The organism is Methylobacterium sp. FW102-HT35C08 (genome assembly GCF_058790235.1).
On the sequence record NZ_JBYTCL010000002.1, the window covers coordinates 3393955 to 3419230 of the forward strand.

Annotated in this window: 24 protein-coding genes and 1 tRNA gene; 16 read left to right on the top strand and 9 right to left on the bottom strand. The window is 67.7% G+C overall.

The features are described 5' to 3' along the window. Window positions 1-26: 26 nt before the first annotated feature. Entirely contained in the window at window positions 27-1010 is a 984-nt protein-coding gene (locus AC3WSN_RS16155) for a phosphoribosylaminoimidazolesuccinocarboxamide synthase (RefSeq protein ID WP_492539273.1), read from the bottom strand. Between the two features lie 371 nt (window positions 1011-1381). On the opposite strand from AC3WSN_RS16155, the gene AC3WSN_RS16160 reads away from it, so the two are divergent. After that, window positions 1382-2122 (top strand): Crp/Fnr family transcriptional regulator, encoded by a 741-nt coding sequence (locus AC3WSN_RS16160; RefSeq protein WP_492539275.1) that lies wholly within the window; start codon window positions 1382-1384, stop codon window positions 2120-2122. A 36-nt stretch (window positions 2123-2158) separates the two neighbouring features. Here the strand turns inward: AC3WSN_RS16160 and AC3WSN_RS16165 are convergent, their stop codons facing one another. The 4 genes from AC3WSN_RS16165 to AC3WSN_RS16180 all read right to left on the bottom strand — a co-directional run bounded on the left by AC3WSN_RS16165 (window position 2159) and on the right by AC3WSN_RS16180 (window position 4386). Next, window positions 2159-2725: a PAS domain-containing protein gene (locus tag AC3WSN_RS16165; RefSeq protein WP_492539277.1), complete on the bottom strand. Its 567-nt coding sequence runs from the start codon at window positions 2723-2725 to the stop codon at window positions 2159-2161. A gap of 645 nt (window positions 2726-3370) precedes the next feature. Continuing rightward, window positions 3371-3446 (bottom strand) — tRNA-Phe (locus AC3WSN_RS16170). Between the two features lie 107 nt (window positions 3447-3553). Next, window positions 3554-3736 carry a DNA gyrase inhibitor YacG gene (locus AC3WSN_RS16175; RefSeq protein WP_192707541.1) on the bottom strand — a complete coding sequence of 61 codons (183 nt, stop codon included), beginning with the start codon at window positions 3734-3736 and terminating at the stop codon, window positions 3554-3556. Continuing rightward, window positions 3733-4386, bottom strand: coding sequence for a Maf-like protein (locus AC3WSN_RS16180; RefSeq protein ID WP_492539280.1), 654 nt, complete (start codon window positions 4384-4386; stop codon window positions 3733-3735). The genes AC3WSN_RS16175 and AC3WSN_RS16180 overlap by 4 nt, the downstream gene beginning before the upstream one ends. A 367-nt stretch (window positions 4387-4753) precedes the next feature. On the opposite strand from AC3WSN_RS16180, the gene AC3WSN_RS16185 reads away from it, so the two are divergent. The 10 genes from AC3WSN_RS16185 to AC3WSN_RS16230 all read left to right on the top strand — a co-directional run bounded on the left by AC3WSN_RS16185 (window position 4754) and on the right by AC3WSN_RS16230 (window position 14752). Beyond that, complete coding sequence (locus tag AC3WSN_RS16185; RefSeq protein WP_492539282.1) at window positions 4754-4963, top strand: hypothetical protein; 210 nt, start codon at window positions 4754-4756, stop codon at window positions 4961-4963. Between the two features lie 142 nt (window positions 4964-5105). Then, on the top strand, window positions 5106-5351 hold the full coding sequence (locus AC3WSN_RS16190; protein ID WP_192707538.1) for a hypothetical protein: 246 nt from the start codon (window positions 5106-5108) through the stop codon (window positions 5349-5351). 287 nt (window positions 5352-5638) lie between these two features. Further along, the gene (locus tag AC3WSN_RS16195) at window positions 5639-6847 is read left to right on the top strand and encodes a polyhydroxyalkanoate depolymerase (protein WP_492543130.1); all 1209 of its coding nucleotides are present in this window, start codon (window positions 5639-5641) and stop codon (window positions 6845-6847) included. Between the two features lie 134 nt (window positions 6848-6981). Next, on the top strand, window positions 6982-9612 hold the full coding sequence (locus tag AC3WSN_RS16200; protein WP_492539284.1) for a TIGR02302 family protein: 2631 nt from the start codon (window positions 6982-6984) through the stop codon (window positions 9610-9612). 68 nt (window positions 9613-9680) lie between these two features. Further along, complete coding sequence (locus AC3WSN_RS16205) at window positions 9681-9866, top strand: twin transmembrane helix small protein (RefSeq protein WP_192707536.1); 186 nt, start codon at window positions 9681-9683, stop codon at window positions 9864-9866. Window positions 9867-10093: 227 nt separating this feature from the next. Continuing rightward, window positions 10094-10723: an acyloxyacyl hydrolase gene (locus tag AC3WSN_RS16210; protein WP_192707535.1), complete on the top strand. Its 630-nt coding sequence runs from the start codon at window positions 10094-10096 to the stop codon at window positions 10721-10723. Window positions 10724-10736: 13 nt separating this feature from the next. Continuing rightward, window positions 10737-11309, top strand: coding sequence for a cob(I)yrinic acid a,c-diamide adenosyltransferase (locus AC3WSN_RS16215; protein WP_492539287.1), 573 nt, complete (start codon window positions 10737-10739; stop codon window positions 11307-11309). A 605-nt stretch (window positions 11310-11914) separates the two neighbouring features. Next, window positions 11915-12664 carry an electron transfer flavoprotein subunit beta/FixA family protein gene (locus tag AC3WSN_RS16220; RefSeq protein ID WP_192707810.1) on the top strand — a complete coding sequence of 250 codons (750 nt, stop codon included), beginning with the start codon at window positions 11915-11917 and terminating at the stop codon, window positions 12662-12664. Between the two features lie 69 nt (window positions 12665-12733). Beyond that, entirely contained in the window at window positions 12734-13687 is a 954-nt protein-coding gene (locus tag AC3WSN_RS16225; RefSeq protein ID WP_492539289.1) for an electron transfer flavoprotein subunit alpha/FixB family protein, read from the top strand. Window positions 13688-13870: 183 nt separating this feature from the next. Then, on the top strand, window positions 13871-14752 hold the full coding sequence (locus tag AC3WSN_RS16230) for a 3-hydroxybutyryl-CoA dehydrogenase (RefSeq protein ID WP_192707532.1): 882 nt from the start codon (window positions 13871-13873) through the stop codon (window positions 14750-14752). Between the two features lie 43 nt (window positions 14753-14795). Here AC3WSN_RS16230 and AC3WSN_RS16235 read toward each other — a convergent pair whose 3' ends face one another. The 3 genes from AC3WSN_RS16235 to AC3WSN_RS16245 all read right to left on the bottom strand — a co-directional run bounded on the left by AC3WSN_RS16235 (window position 14796) and on the right by AC3WSN_RS16245 (window position 17608). Continuing rightward, a complete protein-coding gene (locus AC3WSN_RS16235) occupies window positions 14796-15101 on the bottom strand; it encodes a flagellar basal body-associated FliL family protein (RefSeq protein WP_192707531.1) in 306 nt (101 codons plus the stop codon). 110 nt (window positions 15102-15211) lie between these two features. Continuing rightward, a complete protein-coding gene (locus AC3WSN_RS16240; protein WP_192707530.1) occupies window positions 15212-16225 on the bottom strand; it encodes an NAD(P)H-quinone oxidoreductase in 1014 nt (337 codons plus the stop codon). A 141-nt stretch (window positions 16226-16366) separates the two neighbouring features. Then, window positions 16367-17608, bottom strand: coding sequence for an ABC transporter substrate-binding protein (locus AC3WSN_RS16245; RefSeq protein ID WP_492539292.1), 1242 nt, complete (start codon window positions 17606-17608; stop codon window positions 16367-16369). A gap of 529 nt (window positions 17609-18137) precedes the next feature. Between AC3WSN_RS16245 and kaiC the strand changes: the two genes are divergently transcribed. Genes kaiC through AC3WSN_RS16265 form a run of 4 tightly spaced genes read left to right on the top strand, consistent with a single transcriptional unit; the run spans window position 18138 to window position 22220 of the window. Beyond that, a complete protein-coding gene (kaiC, locus tag AC3WSN_RS16250; protein ID WP_492543131.1) occupies window positions 18138-19811 on the top strand; it encodes a circadian clock protein KaiC in 1674 nt (557 codons plus the stop codon). After that, entirely contained in the window at window positions 19808-20149 is a 342-nt protein-coding gene (locus AC3WSN_RS16255) for a circadian clock KaiB family protein (RefSeq protein ID WP_192707528.1), read from the top strand. Before kaiC ends, AC3WSN_RS16255 begins: the two co-directional genes overlap by 4 nt. After that, window positions 20146-20463: a circadian clock KaiB family protein gene (locus tag AC3WSN_RS16260; protein WP_373622714.1), complete on the top strand. Its 318-nt coding sequence runs from the start codon at window positions 20146-20148 to the stop codon at window positions 20461-20463. Before AC3WSN_RS16255 ends, AC3WSN_RS16260 begins: the two co-directional genes overlap by 4 nt. After that, window positions 20463-22220, top strand: a complete 1758-nt coding sequence (locus tag AC3WSN_RS16265) for an ATP-binding protein (RefSeq protein ID WP_492539295.1) — start codon at window positions 20463-20465, stop codon at window positions 22218-22220. Before AC3WSN_RS16260 ends, AC3WSN_RS16265 begins: the two co-directional genes overlap by 1 nt. Window positions 22221-22266: 46 nt before the next feature. On the opposite strand, the gene upp is transcribed toward AC3WSN_RS16265, so the two are convergent. After that, window positions 22267-22902, bottom strand: coding sequence for a uracil phosphoribosyltransferase (upp, locus tag AC3WSN_RS16270; protein ID WP_192707526.1), 636 nt, complete (start codon window positions 22900-22902; stop codon window positions 22267-22269). 577 nt (window positions 22903-23479) lie between these two features. On the opposite strand from upp, the gene AC3WSN_RS16275 reads away from it, so the two are divergent. Then, on the top strand, window positions 23480-25171 hold the full coding sequence (locus AC3WSN_RS16275) for a methyl-accepting chemotaxis protein (RefSeq protein WP_492539297.1): 1692 nt from the start codon (window positions 23480-23482) through the stop codon (window positions 25169-25171). The last annotated feature ends 105 nt before the right edge of the window (window positions 25172-25276 follow it).

Sequence of the window (25276 nt, forward strand, 5' to 3'; positions counted from 1 at the left end):
GCCCGGGGCGCCGCTCCCCCTCGAAGCTACGCGGCCGTGCCGAGATAGGCGGCGAGATTGCCGCGGATGCGCGCCAGCGGCTCCTCGGCCGGGTCGGGCAGCACGAAGCGCACGCCCGTGATCGTCTCGTAGGCCCGAATGTAGACCGCGGCGGTCTCCAGCACGACTTCGGCGGGGATCTCGGGGATCGGGTCCTTGTACGGGTCGCAGCGGGCCACGACCCAGTTGCGGACAAAATCCTTGTCGAAGCTCTCGGGCGCCGTACCCGCGGCGAAGCGCTCCGGGTAGCTGGCAGCGAACCAGTAGCGGCTGCTGTCCGGCGTGTGGATCTCGTCGGCCAGGACGATGCGGCCCTCCCGATCGGTGCCGAACTCGTACTTCGTGTCGGCCAGGATCAGGCCGCGCTCGGCCGCCAGAGCCTGGCCCCGCGCGAACAGCGCCAGCGCCGCCTCCGATACCGTCCGCCACTGCTCCGGCGTCAGGAGCTTCCGCTCCAGGATCTCACCTTCGGTCAGGGGCTCGTCGTGTCCGCCGTCGAAGGCCTTCGTGGTCGGCGTGATGATCGCTTCCGGCAAACGCTCGTTGGGCCGCATACCGTCGGGGAAGTTGTGGCCGTACATGTCGCGCTCGCCGGCCCGGTAGCGCGTCAGGATCGAGGTCGAGGTCGTGCCGGCGAGGTAGCCGCGCACGACGACCTCGACAGGCAGGATCTCCAGCCGGCGGCCGACCACGACGTTCGGATCGGGATAGGCCAGCACGTGGTTCGGGCAGATGTCGGCCGTGTGCTCGAACCAGTAGCGGGCGGTCTGCGTCAGAACCTGTCCCTTGAACGGGATCGCCGCGAGGGCTCGGTCGAACGCGCTGATCCGGTCAGAGGTGATCAGGATGCGCCGACCGTCGGGGAGGTCGTAATTGTCCCGGACCTTGCCGCGGTAATGGTTCGGCAGATCCGGCAAGGTCGCGTCGCGCAGGACTTGATGCGCGTGCGGAGCGAGATCTGCCGTGTTCATCGGGATGGTCCGTGAGGCTGCACGGCGATCGCGCCGCAGTGCCTGTGTGCGCGGACGAGCCGAAGAATTCCAGCCCCGAATACCGGGCGACGCCGGCGGTGCGCAGGAAGCGGCCGACCGCGTCACCGCGCCAGCCGCAGGCCCCGATTCTCCCGCGGCATCGCTCGACGCGTCATCCTCTCAGCCACGCTGCGGAACAGCCATCCATTTCGGACGGATGATCCTGATGTGCCGTTCGCCCTCCGGGACTTCGTGCTCTGGTCCGGGTCCCGGCGGAGCCCTATCCTATCCGAGGGCGGCATTGGATGCGGCTGCTCGTGGTCGACGGCCGAGTGCAGACGCCTTACCGCCGCGGAGCAGTGACAGCACAGATGCAGCAGGCGAACAGGCATCCGTTCCTGCGCAAGATCGACAGCATCGCCCTGTTCAAGCCGAGCGAGGCCGAGATGGCTGCATTGTCGGCCATGCCGGTGCAGGTGGCGCAGATCGACGCCTACCAGGACATCGTGCGTGAGGGCGACCGGCCGGCCCGGAGCTTCGCCGTGCTGGACGGCATCGCCTGCACCTACAAGTCGACACGCGCCGGTAAGCGGCAGGTCATGGGATACCATGTGCCAGGCGACATGCCGGATTTTCAGAGTCTCTACCTCGAGGTCCTCGATATCAGCATCGCTTCGGTCAGCCCGTGCCGGGTCGGTTTCGTGCAACACGAAGCTGTGCGGGCGCTGCTGCGCCAGCATCCGCGGCTGAACGAGGTCTTCTGGCGCGCGACCCTGATCGATGCCGCCCTGGTTCGGGAATGGATGCTCAACACGGGACGGCGCGACGCCTACGCGCGCATGGCGCATCTCTTCTGCGAGTTGATCACGCGTCTCGGTGCCGTCGGGCTGGCGCCGGATCGAACCTTCGAGATGCCGATGACCCAGCCGGAACTCGCCGATGCCCTCGGCATCACACCCGTTCACGTGAACCGCACGATCCGGGATCTGAAGACCGCCGGCCTGATCACGCTGCGGAGCCGCCGTCTGACCGTTCATGATTGGGACGGGTTGATGTCGGCCGCCGAGTTCGATCCGACCTACTTGCACTTGCGCGACCAGGATGCCTCCTGATCCGGGCGCGCGCAGTTCCGCGCCGGATGGATTCGATCAGTTCATTTCCTTGCGCCGCGCCGCGTGTTCCTGGGCGGCGAGCTTGCGACCGATGTCGAACAGGAGCGCCTCGGCGCGCGCCTTGAGACCCGGATCGGGCACGGCATCGATGGCACGGTAGGCCATCATCGCAGCGGCAGCGGCACGTTCGAGCGGCGGCTCTCCGGTCAGGAACACCGCCTCGGATCGGACGAAGGCGAGGTCACCGTCGTTCGTCCGCAGGTCGGTGATGTCCACCACGATCCCGCACCCGCCCACCGGCCGGCCCATGTGATTGCGCGAGAATCGGCCGCGCGCGAGGACCCAGCGCAGCACACCGTCCGACGAGCAGACGCGGAACTCGGTGACATACGGCCAGCCGTTGCGCGCTGCCTCGCGGAAGGTCGTCCGGAGACGCGACCGATCTGCAGCATGGACCCCGGCGGCGTAGGCGGACAGCGGCAGACCCGCCTCGGCTTCCTCCGGATCGACATCGAATAGACGTGCCACGAGCCTGTCCGAGCGTGCCCGGTCCGATGCCGCATTCCAGGACCAGTTGCCGATCACGTCCAGAGCGTCAGTCACGCCCTGGATTGCAGACGCGGAAATCCACCCGTCGAGAGACTTCCACTTCGGCATCGTATCGCGCCACCCTGATTGAAAGCTGATCCATGTTAGACTGCTTTCATTCGACATCAAGGAGTCTTGTATGAAAAGAAACCGTCAACCGCACACGACTAAATGTATAGTTTTTGACAGTACGCCCGTCCGCCATCGCAGCGTGGCACAAAACGGCTGTTCGGCGGCCTCTGGAGCAGATATACCTGCACGACGGAACAGCGACCCCGCAAAGAAAAGCTGGATGCTGGCTTCCGTTATAGATTTATGGTTATCGCGGAATGCTGTCGCGCTATCAAATCTTCGGCATTAATGGTCCGTCATCCATGATCCAGCAATACTCGTGAACGCGGCAACATCAGCGCGAACACGCTGAAGCCGTTCTTTCGTTAACCGGGTCGCGGCGACGTCGCCGCCTATTGAAGACGGTCCGGCTGCGCAGTTCGTCGAGGATCAGGATACTGCGGCGAGTTCAGCGACTCAGGCCCCGCATACGTACTCACGATCTCTGGGCCGAAAACCTCAACACTCGAGGCAGCAGAGCTCGCGATCACGGTCACGCGCCCAAATGCGCGGATCCCGCCGAGTCTCTGAGTATGTTCAGAAAGCTGATGGTGCCCAGGGGCGGAATCGAACCACCGACACTGCGATTTTCAGTCGCATGCTCTACCAACTGAGCTACCTGGGCGTCGTCCGCGCCGGTCTCGGTCTCGGACGCCGCGGGGTATAGTCAGTGCCGGACGGCGTGTCCAGCCTTGCCGTGACACCGGCGTGACGGAAAGGCCGAAAAAAGTTTCAGCGCTCCGGATCCGGCTCCGGCGGCGGCTCGTCCGAGTCGAGCTCCTCCGGAATCGCGTAGCGCTCGTTGAGCCAACGCCCGAGGTCGACATCGGCGCAGCGCTGGGAGCAGAACGGCCTAAAGTCCGGTGCCGCCGGCCGTCGGCAGATCGGGCAAGCCTCCCGCGGTTCCCGGCTCACGCGAGGCTGCCCCAGCCGGCACGGACAGGATAGCCTTCGCCTTCGAGCAGGCTCAACGTTTCGTAGAGCGGCAATCCGACCACGGCGCTGTAGGAGCCAACGAGCTTCACCACGAAAGCGCCGGCGAGACCCTGGATCGCGTAGCCGCCGGCCTTTCCGCGCCATTCGCCCGAGGCGACGTAGCCCTGAATGTCCCGACCCGACAGGCGCTTGAAGCGCACGCGGCTCTCAACGATCCGCTCGCGCCGTCCGCGCGGCGAGAGCACACAGATCGCCGTGAACACCCGGTGCTGGCGGCCGGAGAGAAGGCGCAGGCAGTCGGCCGCCTCGTCCGGCACCTCAGCCTTCGGCAGAACCCGTCGACCGACCGCGACGACGGTGTCGGCGGACAGAAGCCATGTCGGCGTCTTCGTGTCCTTGAGATGGAGCGCAGCCTCGGCCGTGGCCAGCTTGGTGCGAGCGAGGCGGCGCGCGAGCTCACGGGGCGGCTCAGCCTTGCGCGGGGTCTCATCGATCTCGGCAGGCAACAGCGCATCCGGCTCGATGCCGATCTGCTGCAGGAGCGCGAGGCGGCGCGGCGACGCGGAGGCCAGCACGAGCCGGGCCGTCGGCCCCTGCGTCGCACCGATCGCTTCAGGTGTGGCGTCCATGGTGTTCCGTTCGCACAATCGGCCGGGAGCGACAGCGGCGTCGGCCAGGTGGCGTCCTCATAGCGCGGGATCGCCTCAGTCGCCTGCGTGATAAGGGATGGGGTCGGGCTTGTGAACCGAGATGCCTGCTCAGGCAGACGGCCAACCCCGCCGGAACACGCGCCGCCGGAATTCGGCAAGACGAACCCGCCAGAATCAAACGAAGACAGTCACGCTGTCTTTCTGTCTGTCTAATCCACTGCGATAATCAAGATTTCAATCATTAGTGCAGGAATTTTAAGTCAAATCCAAATGCTCGCGGCCGGCTGTAACTGCCTATTAACCATGAGCGCCGGAGAATGCCGGCGTCGGAAAGAGGCCGGACCCGATGTTGAACGCTGATCCGCTCCTGCAGCGCCCGAAGCTCGTGAACCTCACCACGCTGGCGCGCGCCCTCGACGGCTTGCGGCCGAACGCGAACTCGCCCGTCGAGATGTGGCGGATGCTCACCGACCAGTACGTCGTCGATCTTGACGCCGTCGCGGCCCTCCTGCCGGCGGGCGAGCCGGAAACGCACTGGCTCCCCGCACGCGACTGACCCGGGATCAGGGTCGGCGACTGGCACATCCCGTGCTTAAGGGAAGCGACAAGCGGAGGAAGCACCCAGGCAACGACAACGCGGCGGCTCGCACGCCAGAGCACCCCGCGGACCTTTCGATCGCTCGAAGCCGAGGTCCGTCATGTCGGAATTGCTCTCCGTTGCCCTGGTCTGTGCCGGCACGTTGCTCGCACAGGATTGCTCCCGCGACACCGCACTCGACGTCATCGTGGCTCCGGCACACACGCCGATGGAGTGCCTGATGCACGCGCAGACCATGGCGGCGCAGGCCGGGCTGCCCGGCGGCAGCGACCGCTACCTCAAGATCGCCTGCGAGCACCGTCACACCGAAAACGGGCCCGGGCCTGTGATCCGCCGGGCATCGTAGGGCGGTCGCCGCGCACGATTCCTGGCCCGCCCGCTCTCCGTAGCGGCCACCTGTGCGCGGCCGGTTGCACGATCCTGCCTCCGCGGCCCCGGCCGCTGGAGAACGAATTGGTGCATCAAAGCCACGTCAGGATGATTCTTATCTCCCTCCCCCTTTCGGACAGTTGCCGGGCTCGGCCGCGAGAACCATCCTGCAGGGCCATGCTGATGCAGATTAATCCCGGCATCAACCACGTTGCCGCCCAGATCGCCCGCGTGCCGGGCGGGGCTCCTGCGAGTGCCCGCCCGATGCTGTACGACGCGTTCGACCTGCAGACCGACCTCGCCGCGCAAACCCGCGCTTGGGGTCAGGTGCTGGACACGTTGTGGTCCCCCTGGGCCGGTCTCGGCGAGCCGGTCTCCTGGATGTCCGCGGGCGCACGGATGATGATGCGTGCCGGCCTGACCTTTGCCCGGCCGGCCTACGGGATCGACAGCGTGATGGTCGGCAACCGCAGCGTCCCGGTCGCCGAGGAGCCGGTCGCGGTGACGCCGTTCGGGACCCTGCTGCACTTCAGGAAGGACATCCACACCGAGCAGCCCAAGGTGCTGATGGTGGCGCCGATGTCCGGGCATTTCGCGACGTTGCTGCGCGCCACTGTGCGCACAATGCTGCCGGATCACGACGTCTACATCACGGATTGGCACAATGCCCGCGACGTGCCGCTCTCGGAGGGCCGGTTCGGGTTCGACGATTATGTCGGGCACCTGATCCAGTTCCTGCAGACGATGGGCGAGGGCTCGCACATGGTCGCGGTGTGCCAGCCGGCGGTCCAGGCCCTGGTCGCGGCGGCCGCGATGGCGCAGGCGAAGGACCCGGCCGCCCCGCGCAGCATGACCTTGATGGCCGGGCCGGTGGATTGCCGGATCAACCCGACCGGCGTGAACGAGCTCGCGACCTCGAAGCCGATCGCGTGGTTCGAGCAGAACCTGATCGCGACGGTGCCCAGGCGGCACAAAGGCGCCGGCCGCAAGGTCTACCCGGGCTTCGTACAGGTCTCCGCCTTCATGGCGATGAACGCCAAACGCCACGTCCAAGGCCATACCGACCTGTTCTGGCACATGGCCAAGGGCGAGGCCGACAAGGCCGAGGCGATCGAGACCTTCTACGACGAGTATTTCGCCGTGCTGGACCTCGCGGCCGAGTTCTACCTAGAGACGGTCAAGACGGTATTCCAGGATTACACTCTCGCCAAGAACGAGGCGACCTATCGCGGCGCGCCGATCGACTTGCGGGCGATCCGCCGGACGGCCCTGATGACCGTCGAGGGCGAGCGGGACGACATCTGTGCCGTCGGCCAGACCATGGCGGCGCACGATCTCTGCACCGACCTGCCGCCCTATATGCGCGCCCACCATCTCCAGGCCGGCGTCGGCCATTACGGTGTCTTCGCGGGCCGGCGCTGGGACTCGCAGATCTACCCGCAGGTGCGCAACTTCATCCAGGCGCACAACTGAGGACCCGGCGCGCCCTGTCGCGCGGATTTGACCCGCCGACCGCCGCAGCCCACCATGATAGCCTCAGGCGATCGGGGTCCGGATCCGTCCGGCAGCCCCCGGCCCATCCTTTGGCGTGAGGCGGAACGGTCGGCGTGATCGACAGGGACGGCTTCGGCAGCAAGACCGGCAGGAACGGACCCGAGCCGGGTCGCACGACCGCGAACGCGCGGCTCGACAGGCTCGTCGCGCAGGCACGGGCGGCCGCCGTGTGGGAGCAGGCCTGGCCGGTGCTCTGGCGCGGGCTGGGCGTCGGGCTCCTCTTCCTGATCCTGTCGTGGTCGGGCCTGTGGCTCGACGTGACGCCGCTCTGGCGCCAGATCGGCCTCGGGATCCTGGCCGTGCTTCTGGTCGTCGCGCTCCTGCCCCTCGCCCATCTGGGCCGGCCGGGCCGGCGCGCGGCCCTCGCCCGCTTGGACCGCGATGCGGCCGCCCGCGATCCGGCCCTGCGGCACGGCCCGGCTTCGGCGGCTCAGGACACCCTGGCGGTGGGCGCCGCGGATGCGGGCAGTCAGGTCCTCTGGGCCCTGCACCAGCGCCGCGCCGCGCAGGCCGTGGCCGCCCTGCGCGTCGGCCTGCCGCGGCCGGGCATGACCCGGCGCGATCCCTTCGCGCTCCGGGCCGGCCTGACGGTCGCGGCCATCGCCAGCCTGTTTGCCGCCGGGCCCGAGTGGCGCGAGCGCATCGGCGCCGCCTTCGACTGGCATGAACCGGCCGCGCCGGGACCGAACTTCCGCGTCGATGGCTGGATCGATCCGCCCATCTACACCCGCCTGCCGCCGCTCCTGATCGCCATGGACGGCACGGACCAGCACCTGCGGGCGCCGGTCAACGCGCAGCTGATCGTGCGGATCGCCGGCCAGGGCAAGGCGGCCGCAGACACGACCCTGACGCCCAATGCGGGCCTCGTCCCCGTCCCCGGCCAGGAGGCACGCCCCGACCTGCGGGAGGAGCGCTACCGCATCGTCGGCGGCGCGGAGCTGGTGATCGCCACGCCGGCCGGCCGCCAGCGCCTGACTGTGGACGCGATCCCCGATCGGCCACCGGAGGTGACCGCAATCGGCGGCCCGGAGGTCAACGGGCGCGGCACCTTCAACCTCACCTACAAGGCCAAGGACGATTACGGGATCAGCTCCGCCGAGGCGGTGATCGCGCCGCTGAAATCCGGCCGCGCGCTGGTCCCGCTGCCGCATATCGGTCTCGCCCTGCCGGCCGACGCCAGCGGCGATTCCGAGACCAAGACCCTGGTCGACCTGACCGACAGCCCGTGGTCGGGCGCCCGGGTGCGCTATCACATCGTGGTGAAAGATGAGGCGGGCCAGGAAGGCAAGACGCCCGACACTGAGATCACTCTGCCGGCGCGCCCGTTCCGCGACCCGCTCGCCCGGGCGCTCGCCGAGGAGCGGCGTCGCCTGATCACGGCGCCGGACACGGACCGCCGCTGGGTGCAGGGCGCCCTGGACGCGCTCCTCGTCGCCCCCGACACGTTCACGCCGCAGCCCGCGATCTTCCTCGGCCTGCGGACGGCCACCGAGCGCCTGCGCCGGGCGCGCTCGGATGCCGATCTGGTCGATGTCGCCGACCTGCTCTGGGAGATGGCGCTCAAGATCGAGGACGGGGACCTGTCCGACGCCGAGAAGCAGCTGCGGCAGGCCCAGGATCGCCTCAAGGAGGCGATCGAGCGAAATGCGCCCGACGACGAGATCAAGCGCCTGACCCAGGACCTGAAGCAGGCGCTCGACAAGTTCCTGTCCGAGATGGCTCAGAAGCAGGGCCGCGAGAACCGCGACCAGAGCGACCGGGGGCAGAACAACCCCCAATCCAAGACCGTGACGCCCCAGGATCTCGACAAGATGATCCAGGACATGGCCGAGGCCATGAAGCGCGGGGACACCGCCGAGGCTCAGCGGCTCATGGAGCAGCTGCGGAACATCCTGGAGAACCTCCAGACCGCCGAGCGCGGCAGCCGCTCGGATCAGGCCTCGCGCGAGATGCAGAAGCAGATGCGCGACCTCGACGACATGGCCAAGGAGCAGCAGGGCCTGCGCGACGAGACCTTCAAGGATGGTCAGCAGCCGCGCAGCGGCCAGCGGCAGCAGGATCGCGGGCAGCAGCAGGGCCAGCGCGGGCAGCAGGGCAGCCAGGGCCAGCAAGGCCAGCGGCAACAGGGCCAACAAGGCCAGCAGGGGCAAAGCCAGCAGGGACAGCAGGGACAGGGCCAGCAGGGCAATGTCGGCGAGCGTCAGCAGGCCCTCCGCCAGCGCCTCGAGGAGCTGGAGAAGCGCATGAAGGAGAACGGCATGCGCGGCGAGCAGGGGCTCTCCGATGCCGAGGATGCCATGCGCGAGGCCGAGAACGCCCTGAAGCAGGGTGATTCCGGCGAGGCGGTCGATGCCCAGGGCCGCGCCCTCGACGGCCTGAAGCGCGGTGCCGAGGGCATGGCGCAGCAGATGCAGGAGATGGCCGAGGGCCAGGGCGAGGGTCAGCAGGATGGCGGTCAGCAGCCCGGGCAGCAGGGTCAGGCCGGCGCCCGCGACGACGATCCGCTCGGCCGCCCAACCCGCGGACGCGACATGAGCGACGGCCGGGTGCGCGTGCCGACAGCCGATGAATCGGCCGTCCAGCGGGCGCGGCGCATCATGGAAGAGCTGCGGCGCAAGCTTGGCGACCCGACTCGGCCGCGCGAAGAACTCGACTATTTCGAGCGTCTGCTCCGCCGCAACTGAACCTCCCTCATCTCACGCAGCGTCGCGGGGCCGATAGGGGCCCTGCGTCCGGCACGGATCCCGTCAGCATGTCGTCGAACACCCTCGTCCTTCTCGCGTGCCTCGCCGTTGCGGTGGTGCTGTTCCTCGGCCTGGCCAACATGATGCGGGGCGGCAGCGCCAATGTCTCGCAGAAGCTGATGCGCCTGCGCGTGCTGCTGCAGTTCGTGGCCATCCTGGTCATCATGGGCGTGGTCTGGTGGCGCTCGGCCTGAGGAGCCCTGATCGCTTCATCGCGTCCGTCCGGCCCGCACCGTCGCTCCGGCCGTCGCAGGTGAGCCCGGACCCGCAGGGCGCACGTGAGCCCGGCAACGCAGGGGTGTGACCACGCCGCCGCACATCGCGGGTTTCGCGCAGGCGGCGGATGAATTCGGCGCCTGAGCGCGCAGGCCTCTGCTAGGTTCGGCCGAGCTACCCGCCAAGCCTACCCGGCCGAGACCGCATGACCGCCCCTTCCCGTCTCTGTTTGATCGGCCTCATGACCGGCGCGGCGATCCTGCCCGTCTCGGCCGCCGACCTGCCGCCGGCGCTCCCGGCGGCCTACGCGGCGCCGGCCCAGCCGCTGAGCATCGTGTCGGAGGTCCGGATCGGCGGCTCAGTGCAGGATCCGGGCAGCGCCGAGGGCAAGCTCCCGGGATTCAGCAAGGCGAACGTCAACGGCGAGATCCTGTTCGCCAAGCCGCAGATCAGCGCCGATCCGTTCTGGCAGGCCTTCGTGCCGCGCCCGACGGTGGGCGGCAGCTACAACACCGGCGGACGGACCAGCTACGCCTATCTCGGTGCCACTTGGACGCTCGAGATCTTCCCCGAGACATTCAACCGCCGCATCTTCCTCGACGGCTTCTTCGGCGGCGTCGCCCATAACGGCTACACCGGCCCGAAGGCGCAGACGCCCTACGGCTTCAACACGCTCGGCTGCTCGCCCATGTTCCGCGAGGCCGCGGCCCTGGGCTATCGCCTGACCGAGCACTGGAGCATCATGGCGACCGTCGAGCACATGTCGAACGCCGGCCTCTGCGCGAATAACCGCGGGCTGACCAATTTCGGCGGCAAGATCGGCTACACGTTCTGAGGCGCCCTACTCCTTGGTCAAGCTCAACCGCATCTACACGCGCACCGGCGACAAGGGCACTACGGCCCTGGCGGATGGGCAGCGCCGCTCGAAGGCGGACCTGCGGGTGGAGACCTACGGCACGGTCGACGAGACCAACGCCTGCATCGGGATGGCGCGCCTGCACAGCCAGGGGCCGCTCGACGCCATGCTGGGGGCGATCCAGAACGACCTGTTCGACCTCGGCGCCGACCTCGCGACGCCGCCGACCCCGGAGCCCCTCCCCTACGAGCCGCTGCGGATCGTCGCGAGCCAGGTCGAGCGCCTGGAGCGCGACATCGACGCGCTCAACGCCGCGATCCCGCCGCTGAAATCCTTCGTCCTGCCGGGCGGCTCGCCGGCCGCCGCCGCGCTGCACCTCGCCCGCACCGTATGCCGGCGGGCCGAGCGCCTCGCCGTAAGCCTTGCGGCCCGCGAGGACGAGACCGTCTCGCCCGAGGCTTTGCGCTACCTGAACCGGCTCTCGGACTTCCTGTTCGTGGCGAGCCGCGCGGCCAATTCGGACGGCGCGGACGACGTCCTGTGGGTGCCCGGAGCCAACCGCTGATCGCGGGTTCGCGATTCGAAGAGCCGACCTCGGGCTGATCTCGATCGGCGCCCGAGCGCATTGCGGCCTCTCATCCTGAGGTGCCGGAGCGTAGCGGAGGCCTCGAAGGAGGGCTCCAGTAGTCGCGCGGCTGGCTGGAGCCCTCCTTCGAGGCCCGCTTCGCGGTCACCTCAGGATGAGAGGAAGGATTGGACGACCGTTCTCTGCGGGGGGGCCTGCTGCTTGGCGCAACGCGCTCTGGCACAGCTCTAGGCAGACCACCGGATCCGGATCGGCCGTGAAGCCGAACCGCCGTCCTTCCAATGCGTCGTAAGCGAGACCGAAATCCAGGGCCGCCGTGGCCCTCTGCCGGCCCTCGGGCCCTGATCGAATTCGCGGCCTCCTCCTCACAGCTGGAATGACGCGGTCATTGACCCCGGGCGCCCGACGCTTCCGTTTACTTACGCCCGGCACCTGAGGGCCGCCGCCGCGCCGCGTTGACAAGGCGGAAATGTGGCCGTTACGGTCCGCGCGCTTTGCGTGCCCTCGCCACGCCGCGCCCTCTGGCGCCGGTCGGCGAGTCTTGCACGACGAAAAGAATCCTCCGGGGAAGGATCGTGACCGCCATGAAGGTGCTGGTGCCCGTCAAGCGGGTGGTGGACTACAACGTCAAGATCCGCGTGAAAGCCGACGGCTCCGGGGTCGAACTCGCTAACGTCAAGATGTCGATGAACCCCTTCGACGAGATCGCCGTCGAGGAGGCGATCCGCCTGAAGGAGAAGGGCAAGGTCACCGAGATCGTGGCCGTCTCGATCGGTCCGCAACAGGCCCAGGAGACGCTCCGCACCGCGCTGGCCATGGGCGCCGACCGCGCCATCCTGGTGAAGACCGACGTCAACTGCGAGCCGCTCGCGGTCGCCAAGCTCCTGAAGGCCGTGGTCGAGAAGGAGAGCCCGGAACTGGTGATCCTGGGCAAGCAGGCGATCGATGACGACTCGAACCAGACCGGCCAGATGCTCGGCGCGCTGCTCGGATGGCCGCAGGGCACCTTTGCCTACAAGATCGAGGCCGGCGACGGCAGCCTGGACGTGACCCGCGAGGTCGATGGCGGCCTGCAGACGGTGAGCCTGAAGCTGCCTGCGATCGTCACCACGGACCTGCGCCTCAACGAACCGCGCTACGCGTCGCTGCCGAACATCATGAAGGCCAAGAAGAAGCCCCTCGAGGAGTTGGCGCCCGACGCGCTGGGCGTCGACGTGACCCCGAAGCTCAAGGTGCTGAAGACCGCCGAGCCGCCGGGCCGCTCCGCGGGCGTCAAGGTCGGCTCCGCGGCCGAGCTCGTTCAGAAGCTCAAGGTCGAAGCCGGCGTTATCTGATTCGCATCGCGGGGCTCCCGGCCGCCGGTCGAGCCTCGCGTCACCCCACTCGAAGGCTCTCGGACGGTCATGACGACACTCCTCTTCGTTGAGCACGGCAACGGACAGATCAAGGACGGGACGCTGAAGGCGCTCACCGCCGCCAAGCAGATCGGCGCACCGATCCACGCCCTCGTGCTCGGCAGCGGCGCCAAGGCCGTGGCCGAGGCGACGGCCAAGCTCGACGGCGTCGAGAAGGTGCTGGTTGCCGAGGACGGCGCCTACGACCACGACCTCGCCGAGCCCGTCGGGGCGCTGATCGCGTCGATCGCCGGCCCGTACGACGTGATCATCGCGTCGGCCTCCACGACCGGCAAGAACGTGCTGCCGCGCGTGGCCGCCCTGCTCGACGTCGCGCAGATCTCCGACATCATCAAGGTGGTCTCGCCCGACACGTTCGAGCGGCCGATCTACGCCGGCAACGCCATCCAGACCGTGCAGACGCCCGGCGACAAGACCGTGATCACCGTGCGCACGGCGGCGTTCAAGGTCGCGGAAGAGGGCGGCGCCGCCGCTCCCGTCGAGGCCGTCTCGGCGGCCGCGCCCGAGGCCGGCGGCTCGACCTTCAAGGGCGAGGAGATCGCCAAGTCGGACCGGCCGGAGCTGGCCTCGGCCCGGATCATCGTGTCGGGCGGACGCTCGCTCGGCTCGTCGGAGAAGTTCCACGAGCTGATCGAGCCGCTGGCGGATACGCTCGGGGCGGCGGTGGGCGCCTCGCGTGCCGCGGTCGATGCGGGCTACGCGCCGAACGACTGGCAAGTGGGCCAGACCGGCAAGGTGGTGGCGCCGGACCTCTACGTGGCGGTCGGCATCTCCGGGGCGATCCAGCATCTCGCCGGGATGAAGGATTCCAAGGTCATCGTCGCGATCAACAAGGACGAGGACGCGCCAATCTTCCAGGTGGCGGATTACGGCCTTGTCGGCGACCTTTTCCAGGTTGTTCCGGAGCTGCAATCCGAGATCGGCAAGGCCAAGGGCCAGTAGCGGCGGGGTTTTCGCGTCGTCGACGCGGCATGGGCATTGTTGCCGCGTGCGACGTCGCGGGTTTCTTCCGCGCCGGTGATTGGTCTAGAAGACGGCGAGCGCGGGACCTCGCCGTCGCGTCGGCGCAGTTCGTTGAACGGGCGGCCGTGCATCGGCATCCGCATTAGGGGCACAGGTCGGCAGATGGACATGGAGATCAAGCGGGTCGGCATCATCGGCGCGGGCCAGATGGGCAGTGGCATCGCGCAGGTCTGCGCCGCGGCCGGTCTCGACGTCCTGCTGAACGACCGCGATCCGAACCGCCTTGAGAACGGCCTCGGCGTGATCGAGGGCAGCCTCGCCCGCCTCGTCTCCAAGGGTAGCCTGACGGAAGGCGACAGCCGCGAGGCCCGCGCCCGCATTCAACCGGCGCGGGATTTCGATGCGCTGGGGCCGTGCGATCTGGTGATCGAGGCCGCGACCGAGAACGAGGCGACGAAGCGCGAGATCTTCAGCACGCTGTGTTCGTCGCTGCGGCCGGAGACGCTGGTCGCGACCAACACCTCGTCCATCTCGATCACCCGGCTGGCCGCAGCCACCGACCGGCCCGAGAAGTTCATTGGGATCCACTTCATGAACCCGGTGCCGGTGATGCAGCTCGTCGAGCTGATCCGCGGCATCGCCACCGAGGATACGACCTACGAGGCGGCCAAGGTCTTCATCGCCAAGCTCGGCAAGACCTCGACCATGTCGGAGGATTTTCCGGCCTTCATCGTCAACCGCATCCTGCTGCCGATGATCAACGAGGCGATCTACACGCTCTACGAGGGCGTCGGGTCGGTCGAGTCGATCGACACGGCCATGAAGCTCGGTGCGAACCACCCGATGGGCCCGCTGCAGCTCGCGGATTTCATCGGCCTCGATACCTGCCTGTCTGTGATGCAGGTGCTCTACGAGGGCCTGGCGGATTCGAAGTACCGCCCCTGCCCGCTCCTCGTGAAGTACGTCGAGGCCGGCTGGCTCGGACGCAAGGCCAAGCGCGGCTTCTACGATTACCGCGGCCCGACGCCGATCCCGACCCGCTGAAACCCGCGTTGAGGCGGCGCGCGCGCCGCCTCGGATTCACGCCTTACTTCGCAGCGCCGCCATTCGCGCCCGGCTGAGCCGGCTGCGGGTACGACGGGTTTCCGCCCGGAACCCCGGTGCTGTTCGACGGCGACGCGCCGTTCGACTGACCGTTGACCGAGCCGGTCACCTCGCGCCGCGACGCATCCTGGCTCTGGCTGGCGTAGTCCTTGGGAGAATTCGACCCGTTCCAGGTCAGCAGCCCGACCGTGGCGATCGCCAGGAGGACGAGGCTCGCCACCAGCACCCAAAGCACGGGCTTGCCGCGCTCACCCTGCCGGCTCTCCTGCTGGTTCAATTTCTCGACCATCTGCACAATCCTCGTCGGCAGGACGCAACACGCCGGACGGCGGTCTGCGACACGTTTCCGTTACCGGCCGCCAACGCGGTGCCGACGAGGCGGGTTCCTGTGGTCGGCCGTCAGCGACCTGTCGTCAGCAGGATCTTGCCGAGATGCGCGCTCGATTCCATCAGCTCATGCGCCTGCCGGGCCTGTTCCAGCGGGAAGGTCGCGTGCGTGACGGAGCGGATGCGGCCAGCATCGAGCTCCGGCCAGACGTCCTTGCGCAGGCCTTCGGCGATGGCGGCCTTGTCGGCCTTGGGGCGCGGGCGCAGGGTCGAGCCGGTGAAGGTCAGGCGGTTGCGCATGATCGGCGTGATGTTCAAGCCATCGACCTTGTAGCCGCCCATGAGAGCGATCATCACCAAGCGGCCATCCGGCGCGAGGGATTTCAGGTTCCGGGGCAGATAGCTCGCCCCGATCATATCGAGGATGACGTCGACGCCGCGCCCGTCGGTCAGGCGCTTCACCTCCTCGGCGAAGTCCGCCTGCTTGTAGTCGATGGCGGCATCCGCCCCGAGTTCCTCGCAGAACCGACACTTCTCCGCCGAGCCCGCGGTGGCGAAGACCCGGGCCCCGACATGCTTGGCGATCTGAATCGCGGTGGCACCGATGCCGCTCGAGCCGCCATGGACCAGGAAGCTCTCGCCCCGGGCGAGGCGACCGCGCTGCACGACGTTCGAGTACACCGTGAAGAAGGTCTCCGGCAGGCCGCCGGAATCGACCAGCGAGACCGCCTTCGGCCGCGGCAGGCAGTGGCTCGCTTCCGCCACCGCGAATTCCGCGTAGCCGCCGCTGATGACGAGGGCGCAGACTTCGTCGCCCGGTGCCAGGCCGGTGACGCCTTCCCCGAGCGCGATCACGCGGCCGGCGACTTCCAGGCCGGGGGTCTCGGTTGCGCCCGGAGGCGGTGGGTAGACCCCGGACCGCTGGGCAACGTCGGGCCGGTTCACTCCGGCGGCGACGACCTCGATCAGCACCTGGCCCGCGCCCGGGCGCGGCACCGGGGCGGTCTCAACGGCGATCACCTCCGGCCCGCCGGAACCCGTGAAACGGATCTGGCGCATGGTCTCGGGCAGGTCGGGGCTGGCCATCGATGGATCCTCTCCGGCGCGGAATCTCGGGCCGGGTCCACGGCACCGCGCTCGGGCTCTAGTTGCGGCAACGACCGCGCTTTGCAAGGACTGCGCTTGGCAAGCGGCGGCGCCAACCGGCTCCGCCGCGAGACCGGGTTCCTACCGCGCGGCAGCCTTCACGGCGGCCGGGATCACGATCTGTCCCTGCGCGAGGCTCTTCGGCCAGATCGCCACCTGCTTGCCGTCCTGCCACTGCGCGATCAAACCGGTGATGAAGCCCTGGCCGTACCGGATCGAGTGGGTGAACGGGTCGTCCTTGCCGTAGAACTGCGTGCGCCCGACAGTGCCGACCCAGTCGGTCGTCTCCAGGGCCTCGACGAGCTTGTCGGCCTCCGTGGTGCCCGCGCGCTTCACGGCGTCGGCCGCGTAGTAGACCTGATCGTAGGCCATGTAGCCGGCGTAGGACGGATCGCTTCCGAAACGCTTCTTGAACGCGTCGCTGAACGCCAGCGACTTGTCGGTGATCGCCGCCCCCGGCACCGCAATGCTCTGGAAGATCACGCCCTGGGTGGCGCCGTTGGTGTTGGCCCAGAAGGTCGAGGAAGTCGCCTGCGAGTTCATGCCGGTCATGGCCAGCGGCACCTGCTGGTTCTGCCACTGCACGGTCGGCTGGACCCCGACATGCGAGATGCCGGTGACGATCAGGTCGGGCTTGGCCGCCTCGATCTTGTTGTAGATCGGCGTGAAGTCGCCCGTGTCCGGCGAGAAGCGAATGTGGTCGACGACCTTCACGCCGATCTCGGGCAGGCATTTCTCGTAGCCGACATCGAGCGGCCGGGTCCAGGCCGCATCCTCGCTCATGATCGCGGCGGTCTTCACCTTCATCAGATCAATCAACATGTCCTTGGTGGAGTCGCAGATTGACTGCGCCAGGGCTGCCGAAGTCAGGTAGCCGTGGAAGGTGTACTTGTTGCGGGCGTAGTCCTTATGGACCGCAAGGCTGATCTCGTTCGAGGCCGCGCCGGGCGTGATCATCGGCGTCTTGAGCCGGGCCGCCCAGGGCATCAGGGCCAGCACGACCTCCGAGATGTAGCTGGCGATGACGAGGTTGACCTTGTCCTCGGAGACCGCTCGCTGGAAGGCGCGGACCGCGTCGGAGGCGGAGGACTTGTCGTCGTAGGTGACGACCTGGATCTGACGACCGTCGATGCCGCCCTTGGCGTTGATCTCGTCGGCGGCGAGTTGCACCGCCTGCGGGATCGAGGCCCCGACCACGGATTGCGCCTCGGCGATCACCCCGATCCGGATCGGATCGGCGGCCTGGGCCGGCTCCGTTGTCACCAGCCCGGCCACTGCAAGCAGGGCCAGCGCCCGGCGGGATACGCTCCGATCGATCGCCATGGATTTCCTCCTGCGCACCGTGCGGCTTTTGCCGCCGCATCGGCCTGACGATCGGAGTGTGCAACACCTCGCCGGATGAATACAATGTGCAGCTGTGATCAATGGACGGCGAATGTTGGTCAATTGCCGGGCTCGGCGGGGTGTAGCCGCGGACGAGCCGGAATTCAGAAGCGGCGCCGGCGCCCAGACCTGGCATGTCGACGGACCCGCAGGCCCGCATTCCGCTCCGCATGCCCGGGACGACGTGGGTCGCACTCTCAGCCGGTCGCGCCGGCACGGATCACCGGCGGTCGCCGGCCAAGATCGAAGCGGTGGGATCGTAGCGGCCGCGTATTGCGCTTGGGATGCCGTTGCCATACCGCATCCGGGGTGATCTCGGCCCGTCTTGCCAGCTCTCCGAGCCGCCCCGCAGCGGATTGTAACCTGCCGCCTGGGGGGGACGGCGCCGCAGGGCCCTTTCGAGCCTCTGCCTTCGACAGAGACGTTCGGGACACCGATCATCGTGACTGACCAGATAGCTGCCCCGAAGATGCTGACGGCCCTCGCCAAGTCGCCCACCGGCATCGCGGGTTTCGACGATCTGACCTTTGGCGGCCTTCCGGCGGGCCGCCCGTCCCTGATCTGCGGCGCCGCGGGCTGCGGCAAGACCCTGTTCGCCACCACGTTCCTGGTCAACGGCGCGACCCTGTTCGACGAGCCGGGCGTGTTCATGAGCTTCGAGGAGCGGGCGGAGGATCTGGCCGCCAACGTCGCCTCCCTCGGCTACGATCTCGACGGGCTCGTCGCCGCAAGCAAGCTCGCCATCGACCACGTGCGCGTCGAGCGCAGCGAGATCGAGGAGACCGGCGAGTACGACCTGGAAGGCCTGTTCATCCGCCTCGGCTTCGCGGTGGACAGCATCGGCGCCAAGCGCGTCGTGCTCGACACGATCGAGACCCTGTTTGCGGGTTTCACCGACCCATCGCTGCTGCGCGCGGAGCTGCGACGCCTGTTCGGCTGGATCAAGGATCGCGGCCTGACGGCGATTATCACCGGCGAGCGGGGCGAAGGGCAGCTCACCCGGCAGGGGCTGGAAGAGTACGTCTCGGATTGTGTGGTGCTGCTCGACAACCGCATCGAGGACCAGATCACCACACGCCGTCTCCGGGTGGTCAAATATCGCGGTTCGGCGCATGGCACCAACGAATACCCGTTCCTGATCGACCACGCGGGCATCAGCGTCCTGCCGGTCACGTCGGCCGAGCTCGACTACGAGGTGCCGGGCGGGATCATCTCGTCGGGAATCGCCGGATTGGATGCCATGCTCGGCCCGGGCGGATTCTATCGCGGCTCCAGTATCCTGATCTCGGGTGAGGCCGGCACGGGCAAGACCATGCTGACGGCCTCGGTCATCGATGCGGCCTGCCGGCGTGGCGAGCGCTGCATGGCCTTCGCGTTCGAGGAGAGCAGCGCGCAGATCGTGCGCAACGCGCGCTCGATCGGGCTCGATCTCGCCGGGCACATCGCGAGCGGGCTCCTGCGCTTCGAGGCCGCACGCCCGAGCCTGTTCGGACTCGAGACGCACCTCGCCCGGATGCATCGCGACCTCGACCAGTTCCGCCCGGACGTGGTCGTGATCGATCCGATCTCCGCCCTGCGCGGCTCGACGAGCGAATTACAGGCGACGCTCCTCCGGATGATCGACCTGATCAAGACCCGGGGCATCACGGCGGTGTTCACCACCCTGCGCGGCGACGGTTCCCTCGTGAAGGAGGACGATCTCGGCGTGTCCTCGCTGATGGATGCCTGGGTCAAGCTCCAGAACATGGAAGCCAACGGCGAACGGACACGCACGCTCTATGTCATAAAAGCGCGCGGCATGAGCCACTCGAACCAAGTTCGGGAGTTCCTCATGTCATCGAACGGGATCCGGCTGGTCGATGCCTATATCGGCCCGGCGGGCGTCCTGACCGGCACGGCCCGGATGGTGCAAGAGGCGCGTGAGATGGCGGAGACGCAGCGGCGCCTGCATGAGACCGAGCGAAGGATCCGCGAGGTCGCGCGTCGACGATCAGCGATCGAGCGGCAGATGGAGGAACTCCGCGCCAGTCTGGAAGCCACTGAGGATGAGGAGGAACGTCTTCGTGTGGAGGACGGGTTGCGCGAGGCGGACCGCGCGAGGGAACGGCAGGAACTGACCGCACGACGGAGTGCCGCGGAATGAACGACACGACCTCGGAAGATCCGGTTCCGGAGACCGATCCCGACCGCGATCCGAACCATTATCATCTGCGCCTCTACGTCGCCGGGCAGACGACGAAGTCGCTTGCCGCGATGACCAATCTCAAACGCTTCTGCGAGGAGCATCTGGCGGGCCGCTACGACATCGAGGTCGTCGACCTCATGAAGAATCCGCAGCTCGCCGCGGGCGATCAGATTCTCGCGATCCCGACCTTGGTGCGCCGGCTGCCCTCTCCGCTGAAGCGGATCATCGGCGACCTGTCGAACACCGAGAAGGTTCTGGTCGGTCTGGACATCCGTCCGAGGGCGGACCAGCCTTGATCGGCGGCATCGCGCCTTCAGGCGCCCAGGACCGCTACAGCCTGAGGCTGTTCGTGGCCGGGACCGCGCCGCGATCCCTGCGCGCCGTCGAGTTCCTGCGCCGGGTTTGCGAGACCCACATCCCGAACCGGTATGAGCTGGAGATCGTCGACATTTACCAGCAGCCCGATCTGGCCGAGCGCGACGGGATTCTCGCTGCCCCGACGCTGCTGAAGGTCGCTCCGTTGCCCGAGCGCCGCATCTCGGGGGATCTCCTGGACGAGGACCGCCTTCTGCGCGTGCTCGAGATCGATCCCGCTATGGAGGCGCGTTGATGGGCGTCGACGCGCTGCTGCCCGGAGACGAGCCGGGCCCGGAAGCTTATCGAACCCATATCCGCGAGCTCGAAGCGCGGCTCGAGGAGAGCGAGGAGACGCTCGCGGCGATCCGCCGGGGCGATTTCGACGCGGTGGTGGTCGAGGGACCGAACCACGAGCGTCTGGTCTACACCCTAGAGAATGCCGACCGCCCGTACCGCGTGCTGATCGAGCAGATTCAGGAGGGTGCCTTCACCCTCGGGCTGGACGGCACCGTGCTCTATTGCAACCGCCGATTGGCCGACATGCTTGCCGAGCCGCAGGAGCGGCTGATCGGTCGGTCGTTGCGCGATTTCGTGCGCCCCGATACCGACCTCGATCAACTGGTCCAGCGGGCCGTTGCGAGCCCGGTTCGCGAGGAGATCGCGCTCAAGGCGTCGGCGGGCGCGGAGAGCGCGACGTTCCTGTCGTTGAGCCGCTTCGAGCGCCAGGGCGACAAGCCCCTCCTGTGCGGGATTCTGACCGACCTGACCGAGCAGCGGCGGCACATGCGTGCCCTGGCGGAGGCGCATGACCGCCTGCAATCCGAGAGCGTGGAGCGCGAGCGCGTCGAGGAAGCCCTGCGGCAGTCGCAGAAGCTGGAGGCGGTGGGCCAGCTCACCGGCGGCGTCGCCCACGATTTCAACAACCTGCTGACCGTGATCAAGTCGTCCACCGACCTGCTCAAGCGGCCGGACCTGCCGGAGGAGCGGCGGCGCCGCTACGTCGAGGCGATCTCCGACACGGTGGACCGGGCCGCCAAGCTCACCGGTCAGCTCCTCGCCTTCGCGCGCCGGCAGGCCCTCCGCCCCGAGGTCTTCGAGGTCGGCGCCTCGCTGCGCGCCGTCGCCGAGATGCTCGATTCCGTCACGGGCGCGCGGATCACCGTCGAGGCCCGGATCCCCGACGAACCCTGCTACATCCGAGCGGATCTCAGCCAATTCGAGACCGCGCTGATCAACATGGCGGTCAACGCCCGCGATGCGATGAGCGGCGAAGGCACGCTGACCCTCCGGTTGGTCGGCGGGCGGCCGATGCCGGCGATCCGCGGCCACGCCGGATCGCGGAGCACCTTCGCGGCCGTGTCGCTCTCCGATACCGGCCTCGGGATCGCCCCCGACGTGCTGCCGCGGATCTTCGAGCCGTTCTTCACCACCAAGGACATCGGGAAGGGCACCGGCCTCGGGCTCTCCCAGGTCTTCGGCTTCGCGAAGCAGTCCGGGGGCGACGTCGACGTCGCGAGCCGGCCCGGGGAAGGCACGACCTTCACCCTGTACCTACCGCAGGTCGAAGGGGCGCCCGAGAAGGCCGATGAGGGCCCGGTCGACGAGCGCAGCATCGAGGGCGCGAGCCTGTGCATCCTCGTGGTTGAGGACAACGTCGAGGTCGGCCGCTTCGCCACGCAGATCCTTGAAGATCTCGGCCACCGGACGGTCTGGGCGACGAACGCCGAGGAGGCGCTTCAGGAAATCGAGCGGATCCCGTTCCGCTTCGACGCCGTGTTCTCGGACGTGGTGATGCCCGGAATGGGCGGGATCGCCCTCGCCCGGGAGCTGGAACGGCGTCTGCCCGACCTGCCTGTCGTCCTCACCTCCGGCTACAGCCACGTGCTCGCGCAGGAAGGGGTCCACGGCTTCGACCTGATCCAGAAGCCCTATTCGGTGGAGGAACTCTCCCGCGTGCTGCGCAAGGTCGTCGGCAAGGGCCGTGCCCGCTCCTTCAGTTCGCGGCCGTAGCGGTTCAAAGCCAACGCTCGATGCTTCGGCGCAGGGCCGCGGGCGTTCAGCGCGTCCCGTACATTCGGTCGCCGGCGTCGCCGAGGCCCGGCACGATGTAGCCGTGATCGTTCAGGTGGCTGTCGATGGCGGCGGTCCAGACCGGCACGTCGGGATGCGCGGCCTGGAACTTGGCGAGGCCCTCCGGCGCCGCCAGCAGGCAGACGAACCGCAGGTCCGACGCGCCCCGCGCCTTCAACCGATCCAGGGCCGCGATGGCCGAATTCGCTGTGGCCAGCATCGGGTCGAGGACCAGGACAGTCCGGTCGGCGAGATCCGAGGGCGCCTTGAAGTAATACTCCACCGCCTCGAGCGTGTCCGGATCCCGGTAGAGTCCGACATGGGCAACCCGCGCCGATGGGACGAGCGACAGCATGCCGTCGAGGAAGCCGACCCCTGCCCGCAGGATCGGCGCCAGGACCAGCTTCTTGCCCTGGATCTGTCGGCCCTCCATCGGCTGAAGCGGCGTCTCGATGGTCACCGCCTCGAGCGGAAGATCCCGCGTGACCTCGTAGGCGAGGAGCATGCCGATCTCGTTGAGAAGCTGGCGGAATCCTTTGGTCGAGCGGTTCTTGTCCCGCAGGTACGTCAGCTTGTGCTGCACGAGCGGGTGATCAACCACCGTGACCCGAGCTGTCGGCATCGCCTGAACCCCTCCGCTTCGGCTGCCGGAGCAATGCCGGACCCTCGGCCGGGGCGCAACTTCCGGAGCGGGGACGCGAGCCGTCGGCAACCCGCTTGGCGATCGCTCGCGGGCGCCCCTCGAAACGAGGAGCCCGCCACTCGTAGCCCTCTAACCAAATCCGACCCCGAGCGCCGATGTGCGGGCCCGCGCCGGGCGCGGACGAGGCGGCGTATCCGAAGGCTTGCGCCCCATGGCCGCTGGAACTTGGCACGGGCGGGCACGAGGCCGTCGGACAGCCCATCCTGGATCCGTGCCGTTCGTCGCTCCACCTGTGATCGAGATGAACAAATGCTTAACACAATGAAAGAAGTTCAACAATCACTGAGTCAAAACTTACATCTGAAAATCAATATACTCGACAAGTTAAATATATCCACACTTTAGATACTGGCATTTATAGTGACAGATAATGCTCATTCGATAGCTCGACGACTTACTGCAGAGTCTTGCCGACGTCGATTTTCGATCTACATTAGAGAGAGTCAAACTTCTTGCCTGAGTCGAAACTCAGGTGCAACGACATGCGAAACGTTTCATGCGCTTGAACCTATCACTCAAATCGTTACTCGCCATCCTCTTCGGATTTCTAGCCCTCATTTCGGCCATCCAGGGCGGTCTCTCGGTCCGGGAACTGGCCGTTATCCGCGAATCCGCGACGGCTCTCGCCACCAATTTGCTGCCCTCCGTCGAAACGATAAGCGCCGTGGAGGTCGCCGCCTCGGAAGTGCGGATCAAGCAATACCGGCTCCTCATGCTGTCGGTCACCGCGGAGCGACGCGCAGCCAACGAGAACAATCTCGCGGCGACCTTTGCCAAACTGCGCGAAGCCAGGAACAGCTACGAGCCGCTGATCAGCAGCTCGGAAGAACGTAGCCTCTACGAGAGCTTCGCGGCGTCCTGGGCCAAGTTCGAACGGGCGGACAGCGAGGTGCGCCGCCTCGTTGCGGGCGGTCAACAAGCTGAGGCCATTGCGCTTCTGACGCATCCCGACGTCGTCGCTCTGTACGATGGGGCGCGTGCGACCCTTGCGCAGCTCGTCTCCTTGAACGAGCGTGAGGCCGCCCACGATGCCGACATCGCGATGACGCGGGCCAACACAGCCACCGCCACCGCCTATGTGGGAATCGGGCTCGCTGTGGCCTCAGCCCTGGCTGCGGCGATCTTCGGCTTGGCACGGATCTCCCGACCGATCCAGGTGATGACCCGCATCATGTCGGTCCTGGCAGCCGGCGATACGGACGCGGAGGTGCCCTACCAGTCCCGCCGCAACGAGATCGGCGCGATGGCTGCGGCCGTTCAGGTGTTCAAGGATAACCTGATCCGTAACCGGCAATTGGAGGAGCAGGCGGCCGAGGCCCGGCTCGCCGCCGAGGCGCAACGCAAGGCCGGGATCCGTCAGATGGCCGACCAATTCGCCAGGGCAGTCGGCGGCATTATCGGTCAGGTCTCCGCCTCAGCGAGCGAGTTGCAGGCGACTGCACAGGTCATGACGGCGACGGCGCGCCAGACTGCCGACCAATCCACGACCGTTGCAGCGGCGGCCGAGCAGGCGGCGAGCAACGTCAGCACGGTCGCAGCCGCCGCCGAGGAGCTGGGCTCGTCCGTGCAGGAGATCGGCCGGCAGGTCGATGGCTCCGCCAAGCTCGCGCAAGTCGCGGTCCGGGAGGCCGACCAGACCGGCACGCTCGTTCAGGAACTCAGCGCGGCCGTCGCGCGCATCGGCGACGTCGCGGGTTTGATCGCCTCGATTGCCAGCCAGACCAACCTGCTGGCCCTGAACGCGACGATCGAGGCGGCCCGCGCCGGGGCGGCGGGCCGAGGCTTCGCGGTGGTGGCCTCGGAGGTGAAGGCTCTGGCCGAACAGACCGCGCGGGCGACGGATGAGATCTCGGCCCAGATCGCGCAGGTTCAGACTTCGACCGGACAGGCGGTCACGGCGATCGGTGCGACCACGGCTCGGATTCGTGAGATCAACGGGGTTGCCAGCTCCATCGCGGCCGCGGTGGAGCAGCAGGGTGCGGCCACGCAGGAGATTGTCCGGAATGTCGGGCAAGCGGCAGCGGGAACCGGTGAGGTCACGAACAACATCGTGAGCGTCGCGGGCGCGGCCGAGGAGACCGGGCTCGCAGCCACCCAGGTGCTGGCCGAAGCGTCCCGGCTCTCGGAGCAATCCGAGCACCTGACAGCCGAAGTCGACCGGTTCCTCGAAACGGTCCGCGCTGCCTGACCGGCCCGCCGGACGTTGCGCTGTCGCGCGAGAGGCGCCGCGTGGCGCGGCTTCCGCGACCGGAGCCGCCCTCTTCGCCGACGCGCTCCGGCGTTTCTGAGGCTA

Excerpts from the sequence above, each read along its gene's own strand:
- AC3WSN_RS16155 (WP_492539273.1), bottom strand. The coding sequence starts at position 1,010 with ATGAACACGGCAGATCTCGCTCCGCACGCGCATCAAGTCCTGCGCGAC.
- AC3WSN_RS16160 (WP_492539275.1), top strand. The coding sequence starts at position 1,382 with ATGCAGCAGGCGAACAGGCATCCGTTCCTGCGCAAGATCGACAGCATC.
- AC3WSN_RS16180 (WP_492539280.1), bottom strand. The coding sequence starts at position 4,386 with ATGGACGCCACACCTGAAGCGATCGGTGCGACGCAGGGGCCGACGGCC.
- AC3WSN_RS16185 (WP_492539282.1), top strand. The coding sequence starts at position 4,754 with ATGTTGAACGCTGATCCGCTCCTGCAGCGCCCGAAGCTCGTGAACCTC.
- AC3WSN_RS16190 (WP_192707538.1), top strand. The coding sequence starts at position 5,106 with ATGTCGGAATTGCTCTCCGTTGCCCTGGTCTGTGCCGGCACGTTGCTC.
- AC3WSN_RS16195 (WP_492543130.1), top strand. The coding sequence starts at position 5,639 with ATGCTGTACGACGCGTTCGACCTGCAGACCGACCTCGCCGCGCAAACC.
- AC3WSN_RS16205 (WP_192707536.1), top strand. The coding sequence starts at position 9,681 with ATGTCGTCGAACACCCTCGTCCTTCTCGCGTGCCTCGCCGTTGCGGTG.
- AC3WSN_RS16210 (WP_192707535.1), top strand. The coding sequence starts at position 10,094 with ATGACCGCCCCTTCCCGTCTCTGTTTGATCGGCCTCATGACCGGCGCG.
- AC3WSN_RS16220 (WP_192707810.1), top strand. The coding sequence starts at position 11,915 with ATGAAGGTGCTGGTGCCCGTCAAGCGGGTGGTGGACTACAACGTCAAG.
- AC3WSN_RS16225 (WP_492539289.1), top strand. The coding sequence starts at position 12,734 with ATGACGACACTCCTCTTCGTTGAGCACGGCAACGGACAGATCAAGGAC.
- AC3WSN_RS16230 (WP_192707532.1), top strand. The coding sequence starts at position 13,871 with ATGGACATGGAGATCAAGCGGGTCGGCATCATCGGCGCGGGCCAGATG.
- AC3WSN_RS16235 (WP_192707531.1), bottom strand. The coding sequence starts at position 15,101 with ATGGTCGAGAAATTGAACCAGCAGGAGAGCCGGCAGGGTGAGCGCGGC.
- AC3WSN_RS16240 (WP_192707530.1), bottom strand. The coding sequence starts at position 16,225 with ATGGCCAGCCCCGACCTGCCCGAGACCATGCGCCAGATCCGTTTCACG.
- AC3WSN_RS16245 (WP_492539292.1), bottom strand. The coding sequence starts at position 17,608 with ATGGCGATCGATCGGAGCGTATCCCGCCGGGCGCTGGCCCTGCTTGCA.
- kaiC (WP_492543131.1), top strand. The coding sequence starts at position 18,138 with ATGCTGACGGCCCTCGCCAAGTCGCCCACCGGCATCGCGGGTTTCGAC.
- AC3WSN_RS16255 (WP_192707528.1), top strand. The coding sequence starts at position 19,808 with ATGAACGACACGACCTCGGAAGATCCGGTTCCGGAGACCGATCCCGAC.
- AC3WSN_RS16265 (WP_492539295.1), top strand. The coding sequence starts at position 20,463 with ATGGGCGTCGACGCGCTGCTGCCCGGAGACGAGCCGGGCCCGGAAGCT.
- upp (WP_192707526.1), bottom strand. The coding sequence starts at position 22,902 with ATGCCGACAGCTCGGGTCACGGTGGTTGATCACCCGCTCGTGCAGCAC.
- AC3WSN_RS16275 (WP_492539297.1), top strand. The coding sequence starts at position 23,480 with ATGCGCTTGAACCTATCACTCAAATCGTTACTCGCCATCCTCTTCGGA.